We start from the raw sequence: 16,891 nt of genomic DNA, 5'->3' as shown, positions 1-16,891 counted from the left end.
GCGGAGGGGTCTGCCGATGGACGTACTGCCCCTGGTGGCACTGATCGCGGCGAGCGCCGTGGTGGCGGGGGCGGCGCGCAGGACCTCCGTACCGGCGCCGCTGCTCCTCGTCGGGGTGGGGCTCATCGCCTCGTACGTCCCCGGAGTGCCGGACTACCACCTCGATCCGCACATCGTGCTGCCGCTCATCCTGCCCCCGCTGCTGCACACGGCCGCCCTGGAGAGCTCCTATCTGGACCTGCGGGCCAACATCAGACCCGTCGCGCTGCTCTCCGTCGGCTACGTCCTGTTCGCCACGCTCGCCGTCGGCTGGCTCACCTATCTGCTGATCCCCGACCTGCCGCTGACCGCCGCCCTGGTGCTCGGCGCCGTGATCGCACCCCCGGACGCGGTCGCGGCGACCGCCATCGCGCGCAGGGTGGGGCTGCCCTCGCGGATCACGACGATCCTCCAGGGCGAGTCCCTGGTGAACGACGCGACCGCGATCACCGCCTACAAGGTGGCCCTCGCGGCGGCCGTCGGAGAGGGCGCCAGCTGGTCGGGCGGCGTGCGGGAGTTCCTGATGGCCGCGGTCGGCGGGGTCGGCGTCGGGCTGCTCCTGATGGTGCCGATCCACTGGCTGCGCACGCATCTCAAGGAGGCGATGCTGCAGAACACCCTGTCGCTGCTCATCCCCTTCGTCGCGTACGCCGCCGCGGAGCAGGTGCACGCCTCCGGAGTGCTCGCCGTGGTGGTCGTCGCCCTCTACCTGGGGCACCGCTCCTGGCAGGTGGACTTCGAGACGCGGCTGCAGGAGGCCGCGGTGTGGAGGGTCGTCGCGTTCATCCTGGAGTCGGCGGTCTTCGCGCTCATCGGGCTGCAACTGCCCATCGTGCTCAAGGGGCTCGGCGAGTACAGCGTCGGACAGGCGGTCTCGTACGCGATCGGCGTCTTCGTCTTCGTGGTCGTGGTGCGGTTCCTGTGGTCCTACCCGGCCACCTACCTGCCGCGTGCCGTGTCGACGCGCATCAGGGAACGCGAGGACGACATGGACTGGCGCAGACCGCTGATCGTCAGCTGGGCCGGGATGCGGGGAGTGGTCTCGCTGGCCATCGCCTTCTCGATCCCGCTCGTCATGGAGGACGGGGAGCCCTTCCCCGCGCGCAACCTTGTCTTGTTTCTGACCTTCACCACGGTCATCGGCACGCTCGTCGTGCAGGGGCTCTCGCTGCCGTGGCTGATCCGTGTCCTGAAACTGCCGGGCCGCGACGCGCAGGCGCAGACTCTCGCCGAGGCGCAGGCGCAGAACGCCGCCTCGCAGGCCGCGGACGCCCGGGTGGAGGAACTCATGCGGGACGAGCGCAACTGCCTTCCACAGCCCCTCCAGGACCGTCTGCGCACCGTCCTGGAGCGGCGCCGCAACTCCGTGTGGGAACGGCTCGGCCAGCCCAACCCCGTGACGGGGGAGTCGGCGGACGGCACCTACCGCCGACTGGCGCGCGAGGCCATCGCCGCGGAGCGCGAGGTGTTCGTGAAGATGCGGGACGAGCGGCGCATCGACGACGAGATGATGCGGACGCTGCTGCGGAAGCTGGACCTGGAGGAGGCGGCCGCCTACCGGGAGGTCGAGGAGTGAGCCGGGCTCTCGCCGGTGCCGGTGATCACCGCGGTGAGGCGGGTGCCGGGCCGGAAGGCGCCCTCTTCGGAGAGGGCGGTCAGGGCGTAGAGCAGTTTGGCGACGTAGAGATGCTCTACGGAGAGGCCGGTCTCCTGTCCGTGGCGGCGCTCGAAGTCCTCGGCGAAGGCGAGCAGCTCGGGAGGCGTGCGGGCGTAGCCGCCGCAGTGGAAGCGGTCGTCCAGGTGCCAGTTGGCGGTCGGCTCGCCGAACGTCTCTCGTTGCAGGGCCCGTATGTCGGCACCCAGGAAGCCCCCCCTGAGGACCGGTATGCCAAGGGCCCGCCGGTCCGGGCCGAGTCCGGCGGCCAGCCCCGCGAGCGTGCCGCCGGTGCCGCAGGCCACGGCCGCCACGTCCGTGTGCTCGCGCAGCTCCTCACCGAGGGCCGTACAGCCCTGTACGGCGAGCGCGTTGCTGCCGCCCTCCGGAATCACGTACGCGGACCGCGCGCCCGCCTCTCGCAGGATCGCGGCCAGCGTCCCGGGCTCGCTCTTCGCGCGGTACGTCGATCTGTCGACGAAGTGCAGGCGCATGCCGTCCGCCGTGCACCGGGTCAGAGACGGATTGAGAGGGCGCCCGGCGAGTTCGTCGCCGCGCACGACGCCGACCGTGGCGAAGCCGAGGAGGCGGCCCGCGGCCGCCGTGGCGCGCAGATGGTTGGAGTAGGCGCCGCCGAAGGTGAGCAGCGTGTCGTGGCCCACATCGGCCGCGGCCCGGAGGTTCAAGGCGAGCTTGCGGTACTTGTTGCCCGGCAGGTCCGGATGGATCAGGTCGTCCCGCTTGAGCAGCAGCCGCACGCCGTGGCGGCCGAAACGGTCGTCCTCTACGCGCTGCAACGGCGACGGGAGCCAGGGTCGCAGACCGGTGGGCGGGGTGTGGTGCACCCCGCCATTGTCCCCTGAGGCACGCTGTCCGACAGGGGGCGGTTCGGCGGGGGAGCCTTGCGTCGGCCTCCCCCGGGGGCTACTTGAGGCGCTCCTCGATGCGCTCCCGCATCTGGGCCATGGTGAAGCCGCGCGGGTCCACCTTGCCCGGCTGCCACTCCAGGTGGCCGATCACCGAACGCTCCGTCCAGCCATGGACGCGGCAGATAGCGGCCGAGACCCTCTCGATGGCGTCCAGCTGGGCGTCGGGCCAGGGATCCTCGCCGTCACCGAGGTTCTCGCACTCGAAGCCGTAGAAGTGGCGGTTGCCGTCGGTGTTCGCCTCGTTGTCCGGCGGCAGGCGCTTCTCGGCGATGACCGCGCGCAGCACGTCGTCGTCGCCCAGGCCGGCGTGGTTCGCACGGCCGTAGCCGACGAGGTGGACGCGGCCGTCCTTGGTGATCACGCCGTGACAGAGCGGTCCGGGCAGCGACGCGTGCCCGTCGCGGCAGATCTCCACCGTGTGCTCGCTGCCCGACGTCACGGTGTGGTGGATCATCACGCCGTGCACGGGGCCCCAGGGGCCCTTGTGGTTGCGGTTGTGCTGCTCCCATTCGCCGACTTCGACCACGGTCACGCCTTCGTCTCGCAGGGCGTCCAAGAAGCGTCCCGCGGACATGGGTGGGGCCATGACCGCCTCCTTTGCGGGGCGCGACGGCCGCCGGTCGCGGACCGCCTCGTACGCCCTGCTTGTACCGGAACTCCGGTGCCCGGACCAGCTGTTCGGAATCGATCCGAGGCCTGTTCGGGCACCGTGCGAGCCGATCCGGTCAGCTACCGTGCAGGAAGCTGTCGCCATGCGCCGCGATGTGGGATTCCAGGGCCTCCAGAGCCTGCTGGGTGGCCTGCGGGGAACCGGTGCCACGGCGCTCCGCGTAATACGCGGCGCCGAGCTTTTTCAGGAGGGCGTCACCCGCGCGCTTCTCCTGGACCTCGTCGATCTTCTGCTTGCCCTGAGTGAGGCCCCGCTGCGCCTGCTCTTTGGCGCGATCCAGGAAGCCTGCCATTGCTGTCTCCTGCCGTTGAAGCGAAGGGTGCGGGCGGTGGATGCCCCACGAACAGTTCAACGGAAACCGCGATCTTGCGGTTCCCGGCCTCCTGCGGACGGGTGAATCGGTTGGGCCGAACGGGTGGAAATGCGCCCCCTGCCCAGCCTGGGCGTGATCCATTCCCGCTCGTTCGTGTAATGGCGCGGCCACGGTCCGTGCTGGAAGGCTGGCATCTGCAGATGACCGCAGGTACTCGGGAGGGGCACACGCAATGTCGGTAGGCGAAGAGGTCCGCGCAGAGTCGGAGAAGCCGCAGCAGAGCCTCGGCACATCGGCCGCCCGGAATCTGGCCACCACCACCAAGTCGGCACCGCAGATGCAGGAGATCAGCTCGCGCTGGCTGCTGCGGATGCTGCCCTGGGTGCAGGTGCAAGGCGGAACATACCGGGTGAACCGAAGGCTGAGCTACTCGGTCGGTGACGGCCGGGTGACGTTCGTGAAGACGGGCGACCAGGTGCAGGTCATCCCGGCGGAGCTAGGCGAGCTGCCGGTGCTGCGGGACTTCGAGGACCAGGAAGTGCTCAGCGAGCTGGCGCGGCGCTGCCAGCAGCGGGAGTTCGCCGCGGGCGAGATCCTGACCTCGTTCGGGAGCCAGGCGGACGAGGTGTTCCTCCTCGCGCACGGCCGGGTGGAGAAGATCGGCACGGGTCCTTACGGGGACGACTCGGTGCTCGGGACACTCGCCGACGGCTCCTACTTCGGAGAGGCGGCGCTCCTCGACTCCGAGGCCATCTGGGAGTACACAGCGCGCGCGGTGACGGCCTGTACGGTCCTCACGCTGCCGAGGCAGGACCTCGAACAGGTCGCCGAGCGCAGCGAATCACTGCGCGGGCACCTCCAGCGGCTGCGGACCATCCCGGCCCAGCGCACCAACAAGTTCGGCGAGGCGGCCATCGACCTCTCGGCCGGACACGTCGGCGAGGCGGTGCTGCCGGGAACCTTCGTGGACTATGAATCGGCGCCGCGTGAGTACGAGTTGAGCGTCGCCCAGACGGTTCTGCGCATCCACACGCGCGTCGCCGACCTCTACAACCAGCCGATGAACCAGACCGAGCAGCAGCTGCGGCTCACCGTCGAGGCGCTCAAGGAGCGCCAGGAGCACGAGCTCATCAACCACCGCGAGTTCGGGCTCCTGAACAACTGCGAGTACGACCAGCGGATCCAGCCGCACGACGGCGTGCCGAGCCCCGACGACATGGACGAACTGCTCAGCCGCAGGCGAGGTTCGAAGCTCTTCCTCGCCCACCCGCGCGCGATCTCCGCGTTCGGCCGCGAACTCAACAAGCGCGGACTCGTCCCCGAGACCATCGACATGGCCGGCAACAGGATCCCCACCTGGCGCGGTGTCCCGATCTTCCCGTGCAACAAGATCCCGGTGACCGAGGCCCGCACGACCTCCATCATCTGTATGCGTACGGGCGAGGAGGAGCAGGGCGTCGTCGGCCTGCGGCAGAGCGGCATCCCGGACGAGATCGAACCGAGCCTGTCCGTGCGGTTCATGGGCATCAGCGAGCAGGCGATCATCTCGTACCTGGTGTCGACCTACTACTCCGCCGCCGTGCTCGTGCCCGACGCGCTCGGCGTCCTGGAGAACGTCGAGATCGGCCGCTGGACGTGAGCCCGGGACCGTGTCCGTGGCCACCGTGCGGGGTACACCCCCTCCGTACGCGCCCACAGGCCGAGGAACCGCCACCGTCCCGTTTCTTCCCGGGGTGAGTCCATGACGGACACGACGACGGACACGGCAGGCGCGGCCGAGGCGGTGGCGCGGCCACCGGAGCCCGGTGAGCGGCATGAGGCCGCGGAGATCCTGGCGGCGGCACGCGCGTGCGTCGATCCCGAGCTGCACAGGGCGGTCGACTCGCTGCCCGGATCCCTGCGCCGCGTCGCGCGCTACCACTTCGGGTGGGAGCACGCCGACGGCACACCGGCCGCGGGGAACGCCGGCAAGGCCATCAGGCCCGCGCTCGTCCTCGCGGCGGTACGGGCGCTCGGCGGGGAGCCCGCCACAGCAGTCCGGGCGGCGGCGGCCGTGGAGCTGACCCACAACTTCACGTTGCTGCACGACGACGTGATGGACCGCGACACCACGCGCAGGCACCGGCCCACCGCCTGGACGGTGTTCGGTGACGCCGACGCGATCCTCGTCGGTGACGCCCTGCAGGCGCTCGCGCAGCGGCTGCTCGCCGAGGACCCCCACCCGGGGGCCCCGGCGGCGTCCGCCCGCCTCGCCCGCTGTGTCGTGGAGCTCTGCGCGGGCCAGCACGCGGACTGCGCCCTGGAGCGCCGCGGCCCCGACGAGGTGACGCTCGACGAGTGCCTCGCCATGGCCGAGGCCAAGACCGGGGCGCTGCTCGGCTGCGCGTGCGCGCTGGGGGCGGTGTACGCGGGCGGCGGGCCTCAGGAGGTCGACGCGCTCGACGGGTTCGGCCGCGAGGCCGGGCTCGCCTTCCAGCTGATCGACGACGTCATCGGCATCTGGGGCGACCCCGGTCACACGGGCAAGCCGGCGGGCGCGGACCTGGCGGCCCGCAAGAAGTCCCTGCCGGTGGTCGCCGCGCTCGCCTCGGGCACGCCGGCCGCGGTGGAACTGGCCCAGCTCTATGTCGGGCCGCCCGCCAAGGGCGAGGGCGAGCTGGAGCGGGCCGCCCGCGCGGTGGAGCGTGCGGGCGGGCGTGACTGGGCGCAGGTGCACGCGGCCGACCGGATGTCCAGGGCGGTGGGCCAGCTCGCGAGGGCGGTGCCCGATCCGGAGTCGGCCGGTGGGCTGCTGGCACTTGCGGAGTTCGTGACGCGACGTACGCATTGAGGGGTGCGGGGGCGGGGTCGAGGGGCTGTCGGCTGAGGAGGGGAGACCGAGGCCCAAGGGGGCTGGGGTGGTGTGGGGAGGGGATGCTGGGAGGGGGAGAGTGAGGTGAGGGCCCCGCGGCCGCCGGGATTCTGGTGGTGCGCGGGGCCTTCCGTGTCTGCGGGGGCGATCACTTAGGCTGCAAGCGGCGGGCGCCGACGCGGAGTTGAGCGCGGGGCGGCGCGTCATCGGATGCGGGCGAGTGGTGAGGGGTGGGGCGGGCTGTGGGTGTGGCGATCCGTAGAGCCGGGGAGGGGGACCGGGCCGAGGTGGTCCGGCTGCTCGACGAGGCGTTCATGTGGGATCCGGTGAGCGGCTGGGTGTTTCCAGGGGAGGAGCACCGTCGGCGTAGGCACGGCGCGTTGATGGGCGCCTTCTTCGATCTCGCGCTCGGCGAGGGGTTCATCGACATCGCCGAGGACGGTGCGGCGGCGGCCCTGTGGTGGTCCGTACCGGCGGCCGGCGCGGAGGGTGTCGGGCAGGACGGGGAGGACGTAGGGGCGGAGGCGGCGGCCGAGGCCGATGCGGAGGTCGATGGCCCAGCGCTGCTGCGGCAGGCCGTCGACCCGGAGAACGAACGGGTCGAGCTGATCGGCCGGTTGACGGACGCGGCCCATCCGACCGATCGGGCGCATGAGTACCTGCACATGATCGCCGTACGGCCGGACCGGCAGGGAGAGGGACTCGGTACGGCGCTGGTCAACGCCGTCCTCGAACGGTGCGATCGGGAGGGCCTGCACGCCTATCTGGAGGCGAGCAACGCGCGGAGCCGTGACCTGTACGAACGGTTGGGGTTCGCCTTCACGGGGGCGCCGCTCGACCTGCCGGAGGGGCCGCGGATGTGGCCGATGTGGCGTGAGCCGCGGGCATCCGTCTGACGGTGTCCGACTGTCGCGGACGGTGCTGGGGCGCGGCGGTGCGCTTGGCCGGGGGTGCGGTCAGGAGAGCCGGGGCGCCGCGGGGCTGCACAGCGGGGCCGTACGGGAATAAACTCCGCGTATGGTCAGCGAAGGGCCCCGGTCCGGCCCCGGCCCGCAGGACGAGCCCGAGCCTGTGTGCGAGGCCTGCGGTCAACCGGTCGGTACGGTCATCCGGCGGCGTAAGGTGCTCGGGGTGTTCGTCCCTGTGTGGGGCCCCGGGCCGTGTCGTAACGCGCACTGTGAGGCCTACGTGGATGAGGCCGACGCGCCACACTCCGGTGCCGGGAAGCACTTCCGGTCGCGGCGCGGCAGGAGGTCCGCGGCGTTACCGGGCCGCCGGGGCCGGGATGCCCCCGTCTCCGACGATGACGCGGAGCCCGACCTGCCGGCCTCGCAGCCGGGCGTCGACGACGACACGAAGTGAGCGCGGCTGGGTGATCCCGCGTGACGGCAAGCGTCGTGGTGCGCTGCGTCGTGCCCGCGCGGACGCCCGCCTCTCGGTCGCGGATGCCTGCCTCCCGGCGACGTAAGCCTCCCAGTGACGTAAGCCTCCCAGTGACGTGAGTTCCCGCCGACGGAGAGGGGGCGCACCTGCGTCTGGGGCGCGGATGTGCGGGAAGGGGACGTGCGATGAGTACTGCCGCCTCCGGGGTCCCGGTCGTACGTCATGCCCGGCCCGCTGACCTGCCGCGCGTCGCCGAACTCGCCGCCGAGCACGCCGCGTTCGAGAAGGCGGCGCCGCCCGGGGCCGGACTGGCGGAGCGGCTCGGAGCGCTCCTCTTCGGTGTCCCGGAGCCGCGCCTGCGCTGTCTGGTGGCGGAGCTGCCCGGGGGCGAACTCGTCGGGTACGCCACGTGCGCGCCCGAGATCTCCACATGGGACGGCGTCGAGTATCTCCACATGGACTGCCTCTTCCTGCGCGACGGCCACCGCGGCCTCGGTCTGGGACCGCTCCTCATGGACGCGGTGTCCGCCGAGGCGCGCGCCCTCGGTCTGACCGTGGTGCAGTGGCAGACGCCCGCGTGGAACGAGGGAGCCATCCGCTTCTACGACCGTCTGGGCGCCCGCGCCAAGGAGAAGCTGCGGTACACCTTGGAGGTGGAGGGGTGACCTCCGTACTGGCGACGGGTCCGGCCCGGCCCCAGCCCAGGTACGGCCCCGGTACGGTCCTGGCAGGCGCGTGATAGACACATCCGATGACCATCTCCGGCCGGGCGTTCGACGCCGTACTGAGTGACCTCGACGGCGTGATCCGCTTCTACGACATGGCGGAACTGGAACAGATGGAGACCGCGGCCGGGCTGCCACCGGGCAGTACCGCCGAGATCGCCTTCGCGCCCGAGACCGATCTGCCGCTGATGCGCGGCGAGATCACCAAGGAACAGTGGATCGACTCGATCGCCCGCGGTCTGGCCGACCGGGTGCCGTGGGAGCGCGGGCAGCAGCTCGGGATCACGCTGGCGGAGACCAAGTTCCGCGCCGATGACGTGGTGGTCGGGCTGCTGCGGCAGGTCCGTGCGACCGGGCTTCCGGTCCTGCTGGTGACCAACGCGACGCCGTGGCTGGCCGATGATCTGGCGCTGCTCGGCCTCACCGGTCCGGCCGGGCTCTTCGACGACGTGATCAGCAGCGCCGACCTCGGCGTCACCAAGCCGGACCCTCGTATCTACGAGACGGCGGTGGAGCGGGCCGGGGTCGCCCCCGGCCGCTGTCTCTTCGTGGACGATCGTCAGGAGAACGTGGAGGCCGCCCGAGCGCTCGGGATGACCGGCCTGCTGTATCGCGAACCCGCCGGACTACGGGCGGTGTTGGCGTCGCTTCTCTGACGACTCCGGCTTCGCCTCCCTTCTCCGGTCCCTCCTCACTGGTCCGTGTGTCATGTGTCAGGCCCGTCCGACGGTCTGACGGGTCGTCACGTTTATGCGGTTGAAGAGGTTGGTCATGCCGATCATGAGGATGAGCGCGGCGAGTTGCCGCTCGTCGAAGTGGTCGGCGGCGTCGTCCCAGACGGTGTCCGGCACGGCGTCCGAACGGTCGGCCAGGCGCGTGGCGTGCTCGGCGAGGGAGAGCGCCGCCCGCTCGGAGTCGGTGAAGTAGCGCGCCTCGCGCCAGGCGGCCACGGCGTGCAGACGCTCGTCCGTCTCACCGTTCTTCTTGGCGCTGCGCACCCCGGAGTCGACGCAGTAGCCGCAGCCGTTGATCTGGCTGGCGCGCAGGTGGACGAGTTCGAGGGTCGCCTCCGGCACCCCGGCGCTCCGGGCCGTCTCCAGCAGGCTCTGGACGGCGGGCACGGTCGCGGGGAGGACCTGGGCCGGGTTCTTCATACGTGCGTTCATTACTGTTCTCCTCAGCTGTCAGGTGTCACAGCCATAGCCGTCAGGTGTCACAGCCATGACGGATCGCGACGGGAGAATGTGACTGATGGACGACAACGCAACGGCCCAAGCCGACCTGGCCGCCCGTTTCGAGGAGCACAGGCCCCGGCTGAACGCGGTCGCGTACCGCATGCTCGGCTCGTTGAGCGAGTCCGAGGACGCCGTCCAGGAGGCGTGGTTCCGGCTCAGCCGCACCGAGGCGGCCGCCGCGCCGGTATCCGGGTCCGGGTCTGAGCCGTCGGCGTCCGGCACCGGCGAAGTGCGGAACCTGGGTGGCTGGCTGACGACCGTCGTCGGCCGGGTCTGCCTGGATCTGCTGCGCTCGCGGCAGTCCCGGCGCGAGGACTCCCTGGACGTCTCCCTGGAGACGCACGTGCCGGACCCGGTCGTCAGCCGCGTGGACGTGGTCGACCCCGAGCAGGAGGTGCTGCTCGCCGACTCGGTGGGCCTCGCCCTGCTCGTCGTACTCGAAACGCTCGCTCCCGCGGAGCGGCTCGCGTTCGTGCTGCACGACATGTTCGCCGTGCCCTTCGAGGAGATCGCGCCCATCGTGGAGCGCTCGCCCGCCGCGACCCGGCAGCTGGCCAGCCGGGCCCGCCGCCGCGTGCAGGGCTCGGCCCCCGCGCAGGACACCGATGTCGCCAGGCAGCGGGAGATAGTGGAGGCCTGGACGGCCGCCACGAAGGCCGGTGACTTCGACGCGCTGCTCGAACTCCTCGACCCGGACGTCGTGTTGCGCGCGGACACCGGCGAGGTGTCCTCGGGCCTGTCGAAGCTCGTGCGGGGCGCGGCGACGGTGGCCAAGCAGGCGTCGATGTTCGCGCGGCTCGCCGCGGACCAGCACGTGGTGCTCATCAACGGCCTGCCGGGCCTGGTCGCGACGCCGGACGGCGAGGTGTTCTCGCTCGGGTCCTTCACGGTCGTGGACGGCAAGATCGTGGAGATCGACATCATCGCGGACCCCGAGCGGCTGCGGAACCTGAACATTCCGAAGTTCGGGGCCTGAGGAGGGCCGGGGCCCCGGCCAGGAGGGTCGGGGCCCCGCTTCCGGAGTTCGGGGCCCCGACCGGCCTGCTCAGGCCGGCGTCCTGCGCACCACCCGCAGCAGATAGTCCTTGCGGCTGAGCGGATCGTGGTCCGTCCGCTCGCGCCGCGGGGGAGCGCCGCGCACCGGCTCGTAGTGGTCGAAGGCGGTCTCCGACTCGCCCTCGCCGCGCGTGAGTCCGGGCAGCCGCTGCTCCAGCGCGTGCACGTGCTGCGCGGGAATGTCGCCTTCCAGGCGGTACGAGGCTCCGCTCGCCGTCGACGTGTGCGGCACGGCCCGCAGCCGGGCGAGGGCGGGCAGCACCGCTCCGACCGTGTCGGCGGGCACGTCGAGCCGGAAGCGGTGCATCGGCTCGTGCACCGCCGTGCCCGCCTCGCGCAGCGCGTCCATCAGGACCAGCGGCGTCAGATGCCGGAAGTCACCGGCGGTGCTCGACATGCTCTTGTCGAAGGTGCCGTGCGCGTGGCTCTGGCGCGGCCAGTAGCCGGAACGCGTCATCGTGACCGTGCAGTCGGGGATGCGCCAGCCGTGGAGTCCCTGGTGCAAGGTCTCCCTGACGGTCTCCTCGACGGCGCGGAAGAACGCGTACGGCATCGAACCCAGCTCGACCCCGAGCCGGAACTCCACCCCGGCGCCGACCGGCGCGGGCCCGACCCGCAGCCCGACCGTGGCGAGGAACGGGTTGGGCTCCTTGTCGATGATCTCGAACGCCGCGCCCGTCCCGACGACCCGCTCCACACAGATCGTCGTCGTCTCGCGGAAGGAGACGTCGAGCCCGAAGTCCTCGGCGAGCGTCGCCTGGATGACCTCCTTCTGCACCTCCCCGTAGAGCGAGACCGACACCTCCTGCCGGACGGCGTCCTGCCGCAGGTCGATCAGCGGGTCCTGCTCGGCGAGCTGGGTGAGCGCGACGTGCAGGGCGCCCCGGTCGGCGGGGCGGACCGGGGTGACGACCGTCTCCAGAGTGGGCGGCGCGAAGAAGCGCCCGCCCGGCTCGGCTCCCTTGGGCGGTACGCCGATCACGTCGCCGATCCGTACGTCGCCGAGCCCCCAGAGCTTGCCGATCTGCCCCGCACGGACCTCCGCGCGGCGCACGTCCGTGCCCTCGTCGAAGACGCTGACGGCGGTGACCTTGCCGTCGCTGCCCGCGCCGCCCTCGCGGCTGTCACCGGCCGCCTTGCCCATGGTCCCCGCCTCGCCGTCGAGGATGTCGACGCGGTCGCGCGTGCGGATCGTGCCCGAGAACAGACGTACGTACGCGATCTTCTCGCCGGCGGTCCCGCGCTCGACCTTGAACACGCGGCCCGAGACGGTGCCTTCGGCGTCCCCGGTGGCCATGGGCAGGAACTGCCTGATGCCGCCCGTAAGTTCGGGGATGCCGGCGCCGGTCACCGCCGATCCGAAGAAGACGGGGTGCACCAGGGCTTGGCCGGTCTGCCGAACCAGTTCGCCCCGCAGGCGGTCGTACGAGAGGGACGCCGCGTCGTCGACGTACGCGGCCAGCAGCGTGTCGTCGTGCCCGGTGAGCAGCTCGGTCAGACGGGTGGTGAAGCCGCCGTCTTCGGAGTTATGGGCGGTGAACAAGGTGAAGCGCGCCTCGCGCGTGCCGAGGTCCGTGACCGTGCCCATCGGGACGATGTCCGGGGTCAGCCGCTCGGCGATGTGCTTCAGGACGCCGTCGTAGCGGGCGCCGGCGCGGTCCGCCTTGTTGACGAAGATCAGCGTGGGGATGCGCAGTCGGCGCAGGGTGCGCAGCAGGACGCGGGTCTGCGCTTGGACGCCCTCCACGGCGGAGATCACGAGCACGGCGCCGTCGAGCACGCTCAGGACCCGCTCCACCTCGGCGATGAAGTCCGGGTGGCCGGGGGTGTCGATGAGATTGACAGTGACGCCGTCGCCGCCGGGCCCGTCGTGCCCCTCGTCCTCCTCGGGGGCCTCGATGACGAAGGAGGCGACCGCGGACTTGATCGTGATGCCGCGCTGCCGCTCCAGGGCGAGCGAGTCGGTCCGGGTGTTCCCGTCGTCGACGCGGCCGACCTCGTCGATGACACCGGCGGCGTGCAGGAGCCGCTCGGTGAGGCTGGTCTTACCGGCGTCGATGTGGGCCAGGATGCCCAGGTTCAGATTCGGGTTCGGGTTCGGGTTCGGGTTCGGGTTCAGCGTGTGCGGAGCAGGTGAATGCACGTACCGTCATGTCCTTTGAAGAGAGGTGGCTTCCTTCAGGGCGGGACATGCACGAACGCCGCATTTCCTTCTCCTTCGTCGACTGCGCCGGTCTCTCGCCGGCTCCGGCCAGTGCACCAGGCGGCCGTCGGGCGCGGCAACCGGTTAAGCGGGGGCGGGTTGTGGCCCGCGGCGCGCGCCTGGCCGATCAGTACCGTCAGCTGTCTCCCGCGCCCGGCACGGGCACCCCCGGGTGCCCCGCGCTCACCGCTTGGACGCCCCGGCGGCCCGCCATCCGCAGCACCAGTGCCGCGTATCCGCAGAGCATCACGACATCGGCGGCGACCGGCATCCAGTCCATGTCGGCGGCCGTCTCGTCGGAGGCGAGCGCGCCGGCGATCGCGGCCGAGACGCCCATCGACAGCAGGTTGTTGAGCACGTGCAGGCCGATGGCCGCCTCAAGTCCACCCGTACGGATCGTCAGTACGCCCGTGACCAGGCCGAACACCACCAGGTCCGCGAAGCCCCACGGCGTTCCCCAGCCGTGCGCCGCGGCGAACAGGAGCGCCTGCGGCAGGATCGCCACCCACGGCGAGCGGAGCCAGGCGCCGACCGCCTGCGTGAGCCAGCCCCGGAACGCGTACTCCTCGGCCGCCGCCTGGAACGGCACGAGTGCGCACACCATCGCGAGTCCCAGCAGGAAGTCCGGGAGTCCGGCCCACACCATGTCGTCCGTGCCGCTGCCTGCGGGGGCAGGCAACAGCAGCATGATGCCGAACGCCCCCACGACCAGGGGCAGCCCCATCGCCAGGCACCGTCCGAGCCAGCCCCACCGCAGCAGCCCGGCGACCGACGACAGCGTCCCGGCCGGTCGCCGCTGGGCCCAGCGGGCGGCGAGGAACACCACGGGGGTCAGTACGGCGAGGGAGAGGAGCGCCAGGCCGGTCTCCCCGACCCCGCCCCACACCCGGAACCCGTCCGCGTCGACCGGGCGGTCGAGCACCGCGCCCGCGATCTCCGCGCCGAGCAGCACCAGCAGCATGGCGGCCACGGCACCGGCCAGGACCAGGGAGGTGCCTGCCAGGGGGCGCCACCACTGGTGACGTCCGGTGATCAGGGCGAGGCGGTGGTAGGGGAGGGGCGGGGGTGGTGCTTGTGGGGGGTGCGGGGCGTAAGGGTAGGGAGACGTGGCGGTGGTCGTGAAGTGTGGGGGAGGGGTGGCGGTGGTTGTGAGGTGTGGGGAAGGGGCGGTCGTTGGGGCGTAAGGGGGAGTGGCCGGTGTTGCTGGGGGCTTCGTCGTCATGCACCTCAGCATTCCGGCCACGGGGCGTCGCGGCGTCAGCCGTCCGTACGATCGTGCTCTCCAACCAGGGATAGAGCCGGGCCGGCGCGTCCCGCCCCTCCGCGTCATCTCCGTATCGTCTCCGTATCGTCGAGGCCGATATGGAGGGGATACGTAACTGGCTGCTGCCCGTCCTGCTGGCGGTTCAGCAGCTGGCCAACTGGCCGGGGCGCGCGCTGCGGGACGGCGACCCGGTCGGCGCCGCCCAGCTGGTGGGAGCGCTGATCGTGGCGGTCGCGGCGCGCGCGGCGGTACTGGAAGCGGCGTACGAGTGATGGTCGTCGACGACCAGGCCGTGGTCCGCGCCGGATTCGCGGCGATCGTCGACGCGGAGCCGGACCTCCACGTGGTGGCGGAGGCGCGGGACGGGGCCCAGGCCGTGCAGCTGGCCGCGGAACTCTCCCCGGACGTCGTCCTGATGGACATCCGCATGCCGGGCATGGACGGCCTCACGGCGACCCGCCTGCTGACCACGGGCGCCGGAGCGGCGACCCCGCGCGTCCTGGTCCTGACCACCTTCGACCAGGACGCCTACGTCCACGACGCCCTGCGCGCCGGGGCCTCCGGCTTCCTCCTCAAGGACGCGCTGCCCGAGGAACTCCTCGCCGGCATCCGCGTCGTGGCCTCGGGCGAGGCCATGCTCGCCCCCACCGTCACCCGCCGCCTGATAGACGCTTTCGCCGGCACCGTCCCCGCGCCCGCCCCGGACCCCGTACTCCTGGAATCCCTCACACCGCGCGAACGCGAGGTCCTGACCCTGGTGGCCGCGGGCCACACCAACGCGGAGATCGCCGCCGCCCTGGGCGTGACGACCGGCACGGTGAAGTCCCACGTCAACGCCCTGCTCGGCAATCTGGACCTGCGCGACCGCGTCCAGGCCACGATCCTCGCGTACGACCTGGGCCTGGCCAGGCCACGCGGAACGCGCTAGCGGAAAAGGCAGGAAGACGGGAGGACGCCGAAGGGGCCCGTCCGATGCTCCGGACGGGCCCCTACGGGATGCCTGCGCAGATCAGGCCTTCTTGGTCTCCCAGAAGATCTTGTCGATCTGGGCGATGTAGTCGAGCGCCTTCTGGCCCGTCGCCGGGTCCGTCGACGCCTTCGCGGCCGAGAGGGCCTTGAGGGTGTCGTTGACCAGCTGGTGCAGCTCCGGGTACTTCTCGAAGTGCGGGGGCTTGAAGTAGTCGCTCCAGAGCACCGACACGTGGTGCTTGGCGAGCTCGGCGCGCTGTTCCTTGATGACGGTGGCGCGCGCCTGGAAGTGGGCGTCGTCGTTGCCGGCCATCTTTTCCTGGACGGCCTTGACGGACTCCGCCTCGATGCGGGCCTGGGCCGGGTCGTACACGCCGCAGGGCAGGTCGCAGTGGGCGCTGACCTTCACCTTGGGGGCAAACAGGCGGGAAAGCATGGAGCTGTCCTCCTCGTGATCGTCTTCTCAGGTGGGACATTACTCCGTGAGAGGCCGGTTTTCGCGAGTGCCCCCATGGGCTTAGGACAAAAGTCCAGGGTCAGACTGGGACCGGTGGAGGATAGGACCGGGGAGGTGCCGGTGATGCCGGAGCTGTCGCAGGAGAGCGAGCGAAGGGCCGTCCTGCCGTGGGGCGCGGCCGAGGTGACGGGTCCCTCGATGGTGCCCACGCTGTACCACGGGGACCGGCTGCTCGTGCGGTGGGGCGCGCGCGTCCGCCCGGGTGACGTGGTGGTCCTGCGCCACCCGTTCCAGCAGGACCTGCTGGTCGTCAAGCGGGCCAAGGAGCGCCGCGAGGGCGGCTGGTGGGTGCTCGGCGACAACGCGTTCGCGGGTGGGGACAGTACTGACTACGGCGTCGTCCCCGAAGAGCTGGTCCTGGGGACGGTGCGGTTCCGCTACCGGCCGCCCGCGTCCGGGCGGCGCTCGCCGTTGACGCTGGTGCGCTGGGCGGTCTCCGCCGTGCGGCCGGTGCTCGCCGAGCGCTCCGTCTCCAGGCGCTTGCGGGCGCGGTAGGCGGCGACGTTGGCGCGGGTCGCGCAGCGGTCCGAGCAGTAGCGCCGGGAGCGGTTCGTGGACGTGTCGAGGTAGGCGTTGCGGCACGGCGCCGCCTCGCAGAGGCCCAGGCGGTCCACGCCGTGCTCGGTGAGGTGGAAGGCGAGGCCCATCGCGGCGATCGCGGCGTACCCGGCGGTGGCGTTGGAGGGGTGGTCCGCGAGGTGCATGTGCCACAGCGGGCGCCCGTCGTCGTCCCGGTGGTCATGGCCCGAGATCTGCGGGCTCACCGGGAACTCCAGGAGCAGTGAGTTCAGCAGGTCCACCGCGAGCGTCTCGTCGCCGTCGTCCGCCGCCTCGAAGACCGCCCGGAGCCTGCCCCGTACGGAACGGAAGCGCGTGAGGTCGGAGTCCGTCGCGCGGCGCGCCATCTGCGTGCTCGGTCCGAACAGCTCCCGGATCACTTCGACCGAGGTCAGCGTGTCCTTGTTGCGGCCCGGCTCCTCGCTGTTGACCAGGCGTACGGCGTAGTCCGAGTAATAGGCCAGTTCCACTTGTAGTCCTTACGGGGGCGGGCTATGGTCATCTTGTCGGCAAGTAATAGCCGAT

At 71.4% G+C, this 16,891-nt stretch carries 18 protein-coding genes; 10 read left to right on the top strand and 8 right to left on the bottom strand.

Going from position 1 to position 16,891, the window contains the following annotated elements; genetic code table 11:
• The first annotated feature begins 16 nt into the window (after nucleotides 1-16).
• Nucleotides 17-1,615 (top strand): Na+/H+ antiporter, encoded by a 1,599-nt coding sequence (locus tag ACWDZ7_RS05670; RefSeq protein ID WP_451795103.1) that lies wholly within the window; start codon nucleotides 17-19, stop codon nucleotides 1,613-1,615.
• Here the strand turns inward: ACWDZ7_RS05670 and ACWDZ7_RS05665 are convergent.
• The 3 genes from ACWDZ7_RS05665 to ACWDZ7_RS05655 form a co-directional block, all read right to left on the bottom strand.
• Nucleotides 1,594-2,538 carry a 1-aminocyclopropane-1-carboxylate deaminase/D-cysteine desulfhydrase gene (locus ACWDZ7_RS05665; protein ID WP_451795101.1) on the bottom strand — a complete coding sequence of 315 codons (945 nt, stop codon included), beginning with the start codon at nucleotides 2,536-2,538 and terminating at the stop codon, nucleotides 1,594-1,596. The genes ACWDZ7_RS05670 and ACWDZ7_RS05665 overlap by 22 nt on opposite strands.
• Nucleotides 2,539-2,617: 79 nt before the next feature.
• Nucleotides 2,618-3,208 (bottom strand): N-acetylmuramoyl-L-alanine amidase, encoded by a 591-nt coding sequence (locus ACWDZ7_RS05660; RefSeq protein WP_451795099.1) that lies wholly within the window; start codon nucleotides 3,206-3,208, stop codon nucleotides 2,618-2,620.
• Nucleotides 3,209-3,347: 139 nt separating this feature from the next.
• Nucleotides 3,348-3,584: a hypothetical protein gene (locus ACWDZ7_RS05655; RefSeq protein WP_451795097.1), complete on the bottom strand. Its 237-nt coding sequence runs from the start codon at nucleotides 3,582-3,584 to the stop codon at nucleotides 3,348-3,350.
• A 253-nt stretch (nucleotides 3,585-3,837) separates the two neighbouring features.
• On the opposite strand from ACWDZ7_RS05655, the gene ACWDZ7_RS05650 reads away from it, so the two are divergent.
• The 5 genes from ACWDZ7_RS05650 to ACWDZ7_RS05630 all read left to right on the top strand — a co-directional run bounded on the left by ACWDZ7_RS05650 (nucleotide 3,838) and on the right by ACWDZ7_RS05630 (nucleotide 9,220).
• Complete coding sequence (locus ACWDZ7_RS05650; protein ID WP_451795096.1) at nucleotides 3,838-5,244, top strand: family 2B encapsulin nanocompartment shell protein; 1,407 nt, start codon at nucleotides 3,838-3,840, stop codon at nucleotides 5,242-5,244.
• 102 nt (nucleotides 5,245-5,346) lie between these two features.
• The gene (locus ACWDZ7_RS05645; RefSeq protein WP_451795094.1) at nucleotides 5,347-6,435 is read left to right on the top strand and encodes a family 2 encapsulin nanocompartment cargo protein polyprenyl transferase; all 1,089 of its coding nucleotides are present in this window, start codon (nucleotides 5,347-5,349) and stop codon (nucleotides 6,433-6,435) included.
• A 263-nt stretch (nucleotides 6,436-6,698) separates the two neighbouring features.
• The gene (locus ACWDZ7_RS05640) at nucleotides 6,699-7,352 is read left to right on the top strand and encodes a GNAT family N-acetyltransferase (RefSeq protein WP_451795092.1); all 654 of its coding nucleotides are present in this window, start codon (nucleotides 6,699-6,701) and stop codon (nucleotides 7,350-7,352) included.
• Nucleotides 7,353-8,024: 672 nt separating this feature from the next.
• The gene (locus ACWDZ7_RS05635) at nucleotides 8,025-8,504 is read left to right on the top strand and encodes an N-acetyltransferase family protein (protein ID WP_451795091.1); all 480 of its coding nucleotides are present in this window, start codon (nucleotides 8,025-8,027) and stop codon (nucleotides 8,502-8,504) included.
• An 86-nt stretch (nucleotides 8,505-8,590) separates the two neighbouring features.
• Nucleotides 8,591-9,220 carry an HAD family hydrolase gene (locus ACWDZ7_RS05630; protein WP_451795090.1) on the top strand — a complete coding sequence of 210 codons (630 nt, stop codon included), beginning with the start codon at nucleotides 8,591-8,593 and terminating at the stop codon, nucleotides 9,218-9,220.
• A 57-nt stretch (nucleotides 9,221-9,277) separates the two neighbouring features.
• Here ACWDZ7_RS05630 and ACWDZ7_RS05625 read toward each other — a convergent pair whose 3' ends face one another.
• A complete protein-coding gene (locus ACWDZ7_RS05625) occupies nucleotides 9,278-9,730 on the bottom strand; it encodes a carboxymuconolactone decarboxylase family protein (RefSeq protein WP_451795089.1) in 453 nt (150 codons plus the stop codon).
• A gap of 85 nt (nucleotides 9,731-9,815) precedes the next feature.
• On the opposite strand from ACWDZ7_RS05625, the gene ACWDZ7_RS05620 reads away from it, so the two are divergent.
• On the top strand, nucleotides 9,816-10,775 hold the full coding sequence (locus ACWDZ7_RS05620; RefSeq protein WP_451795087.1) for a sigma-70 family RNA polymerase sigma factor: 960 nt from the start codon (nucleotides 9,816-9,818) through the stop codon (nucleotides 10,773-10,775).
• A gap of 69 nt (nucleotides 10,776-10,844) precedes the next feature.
• Here the strand turns inward: ACWDZ7_RS05620 and ACWDZ7_RS05615 are convergent, their stop codons facing one another.
• Both ACWDZ7_RS05615 and ACWDZ7_RS05610 read right to left on the bottom strand, forming a co-directional pair.
• Nucleotides 10,845-12,998, bottom strand: a complete 2,154-nt coding sequence (locus ACWDZ7_RS05615; RefSeq protein WP_451795086.1) for a GTP-binding protein — start codon at nucleotides 12,996-12,998, stop codon at nucleotides 10,845-10,847.
• A gap of 196 nt (nucleotides 12,999-13,194) precedes the next feature.
• Nucleotides 13,195-14,280, bottom strand: a complete 1,086-nt coding sequence (locus tag ACWDZ7_RS05610; RefSeq protein WP_451795085.1) for a CPBP family intramembrane glutamic endopeptidase — start codon at nucleotides 14,278-14,280, stop codon at nucleotides 13,195-13,197.
• A gap of 140 nt (nucleotides 14,281-14,420) precedes the next feature.
• Here ACWDZ7_RS05610 and ACWDZ7_RS05605 point away from each other — a divergent pair, with 140 nt between their 5' ends.
• On the top strand, nucleotides 14,421-14,594 hold the full coding sequence (locus ACWDZ7_RS05605) for a hypothetical protein (protein WP_451795083.1): 174 nt from the start codon (nucleotides 14,421-14,423) through the stop codon (nucleotides 14,592-14,594).
• Nucleotides 14,594-15,250 (top strand): response regulator, encoded by a 657-nt coding sequence (locus ACWDZ7_RS05600; RefSeq protein WP_451795082.1) that lies wholly within the window; start codon nucleotides 14,594-14,596, stop codon nucleotides 15,248-15,250. The genes ACWDZ7_RS05605 and ACWDZ7_RS05600 overlap by 1 nt, the downstream gene beginning before the upstream one ends.
• A gap of 81 nt (nucleotides 15,251-15,331) precedes the next feature.
• Here the strand turns inward: ACWDZ7_RS05600 and sodN are convergent, their stop codons facing one another.
• On the bottom strand, nucleotides 15,332-15,727 hold the full coding sequence (gene sodN / locus ACWDZ7_RS05595; protein ID WP_041984481.1) for a superoxide dismutase, Ni: 396 nt from the start codon (nucleotides 15,725-15,727) through the stop codon (nucleotides 15,332-15,334).
• Between the two features lie 144 nt (nucleotides 15,728-15,871).
• Here sodN and sodX point away from each other — a divergent pair, with 144 nt between their 5' ends.
• Nucleotides 15,872-16,303, top strand: coding sequence for a nickel-type superoxide dismutase maturation protease (gene sodX, locus ACWDZ7_RS05590; RefSeq protein ID WP_451795369.1), 432 nt, complete (start codon nucleotides 15,872-15,874; stop codon nucleotides 16,301-16,303).
• Here sodX and ACWDZ7_RS05585 read toward each other — a convergent pair.
• Nucleotides 16,186-16,836 carry a CGNR zinc finger domain-containing protein gene (locus ACWDZ7_RS05585; protein ID WP_451795081.1) on the bottom strand — a complete coding sequence of 217 codons (651 nt, stop codon included), beginning with the start codon at nucleotides 16,834-16,836 and terminating at the stop codon, nucleotides 16,186-16,188. The two genes, sodX and ACWDZ7_RS05585, sit on opposite strands and share 118 nt — an antisense overlap.
• Nucleotides 16,837-16,891: the final 55 nt, after the last annotated feature.

The organism is Streptomyces sp. NPDC003032, assembly GCF_053591415.1.
This window is presented reverse-complemented; position numbering and strand designations above follow the sequence as displayed.

What these genes read in the sequence shown, in the direction of transcription:
- ACWDZ7_RS05670 (WP_451795103.1), top strand. Translation starts at nt 17, where the DNA reads ATGGACGTACTGCCCCTGGTGGCACTGATCGCGGCGAGCGCCGTGGTG.
- ACWDZ7_RS05660 (WP_451795099.1), bottom strand. Translation starts at nt 3,208, where the DNA reads ATGGCCCCACCCATGTCCGCGGGACGCTTCTTGGACGCCCTGCGAGAC.
- ACWDZ7_RS05655 (WP_451795097.1), bottom strand. Translation starts at nt 3,584, where the DNA reads ATGGCAGGCTTCCTGGATCGCGCCAAAGAGCAGGCGCAGCGGGGCCTC.
- ACWDZ7_RS05650 (WP_451795096.1), top strand. Translation starts at nt 3,838, where the DNA reads ATGTCGGTAGGCGAAGAGGTCCGCGCAGAGTCGGAGAAGCCGCAGCAG.
- ACWDZ7_RS05645 (WP_451795094.1), top strand. Translation starts at nt 5,347, where the DNA reads ATGACGGACACGACGACGGACACGGCAGGCGCGGCCGAGGCGGTGGCG.
- ACWDZ7_RS05635 (WP_451795091.1), top strand. Translation starts at nt 8,025, where the DNA reads ATGAGTACTGCCGCCTCCGGGGTCCCGGTCGTACGTCATGCCCGGCCC.
- ACWDZ7_RS05630 (WP_451795090.1), top strand. Translation starts at nt 8,591, where the DNA reads ATGACCATCTCCGGCCGGGCGTTCGACGCCGTACTGAGTGACCTCGAC.
- ACWDZ7_RS05625 (WP_451795089.1), bottom strand. Translation starts at nt 9,730, where the DNA reads ATGAACGCACGTATGAAGAACCCGGCCCAGGTCCTCCCCGCGACCGTG.
- ACWDZ7_RS05620 (WP_451795087.1), top strand. Translation starts at nt 9,816, where the DNA reads ATGGACGACAACGCAACGGCCCAAGCCGACCTGGCCGCCCGTTTCGAG.
- ACWDZ7_RS05610 (WP_451795085.1), bottom strand. Translation starts at nt 14,280, where the DNA reads ATGACGACGAAGCCCCCAGCAACACCGGCCACTCCCCCTTACGCCCCA.
- ACWDZ7_RS05605 (WP_451795083.1), top strand. Translation starts at nt 14,421, where the DNA reads ATGGAGGGGATACGTAACTGGCTGCTGCCCGTCCTGCTGGCGGTTCAG.
- ACWDZ7_RS05600 (WP_451795082.1), top strand. Translation starts at nt 14,594, where the DNA reads ATGGTCGTCGACGACCAGGCCGTGGTCCGCGCCGGATTCGCGGCGATC.
- sodN (WP_041984481.1), bottom strand. Translation starts at nt 15,727, where the DNA reads ATGCTTTCCCGCCTGTTTGCCCCCAAGGTGAAGGTCAGCGCCCACTGC.
- sodX (WP_451795369.1), top strand. Translation starts at nt 15,872, where the DNA reads ATGCCGGAGCTGTCGCAGGAGAGCGAGCGAAGGGCCGTCCTGCCGTGG.